Raw genomic sequence first — 230 nt, 5'->3', positions numbered from 1 at the left:
CACCATGGATCCGTTATACTTGAGCATCGGTCCGGCGTTGCCGAGCTCATAGTTGCTCCCGACCTGAAGCAACGCCGTGGAACCGAACGATTCCACAGTGACGGAGGGCACGCCGATCGTTCCGTCGCCGTTCAGATCTTGGTGAAAGACCGTCTCCAGTGATTCAAGCGCGCTGCTGCCGCCGGAGACGATCTCGGTCAGGTTTCCAGTATAGTTGCCGTTCGCGTCGG

Annotated in this window: 1 protein-coding gene; it reads right to left on the bottom strand. The window is 59.1% G+C overall.

Going from position 1 to position 230, the window contains the following annotated elements:
- Nucleotides 1–230, bottom strand: a 230-nt coding sequence (locus tag QJT78_RS52645; protein WP_281460999.1) for a hypothetical protein, incomplete at both ends; no start/stop codon positions are given.

Origin of the sequence: Bradyrhizobium sp. Mp27, assembly GCF_029953005.1 — a bacterium.
GTDB lineage: Bacteria > Pseudomonadota > Alphaproteobacteria > Rhizobiales > Xanthobacteraceae > Bradyrhizobium > Bradyrhizobium barranii.
Note: the sequence above shows the minus strand (reverse complement) of the source record. Positions and strands in the feature narration are given on the sequence as shown.